The organism is Pseudoalteromonas sp. SG41-5 (assembly GCF_014164495.1).
Classification (GTDB): domain Bacteria; phylum Pseudomonadota; class Gammaproteobacteria; order Enterobacterales; family Alteromonadaceae; genus Pseudoalteromonas; species Pseudoalteromonas rhizosphaerae.
This window is the reverse complement of the sequence record NZ_JACJFH010000291.1, coordinates 1-420: the sequence shown is the minus strand read 5'-3', so window position 1 is coordinate 420 and position 420 is coordinate 1. Positions and strand designations below refer to the sequence as shown.

The window sequence follows — 420 nt, the reverse complement described above, 5'->3', positions numbered from 1 at the left end:
ATGTAATCAATTGTTCCTGTTGACGAGCAACCTATTACAAATAATGTTAAAGCAAGTGTGATGAGTGATTTTATGAGCTTGTCCATAATCTATATCCATTTATTAATTGTGATTGCCATTGCTCACTCTTTTCATCTTGTTCTGGCTGGTTGTAAAAAGGCGTTTAAAACTGGTCATTTATTCTCACGCCACTGTGCTTGCCCAGAGCCAAGCTCGTGTAATACACGGCCTGTTCTATTTCTGTCAGATCGTGCATTTGATAGCCATACTTTTATCTCGCCACTATCCCCCATGCCAACAATTAAATAAGGCCTGATATTTTCTTCTACTTCTCCTGTGCTTATCCATGCATAAGCAGGTAAATTTTTAGCTAATTTATAACCATTTTTATTTATTGCCAGTTCACCGTAGTAAATTCTG

General features: G+C 37.1%; 1 pseudogene. It reads right to left on the bottom strand.

The features are described from left to right. Nucleotides 1-173: 173 nt before the first annotated feature. Nucleotides 174-420: pseudogene (locus H5232_RS23670) on the bottom strand (DUF2931 domain-containing protein); the annotation flags it as partial.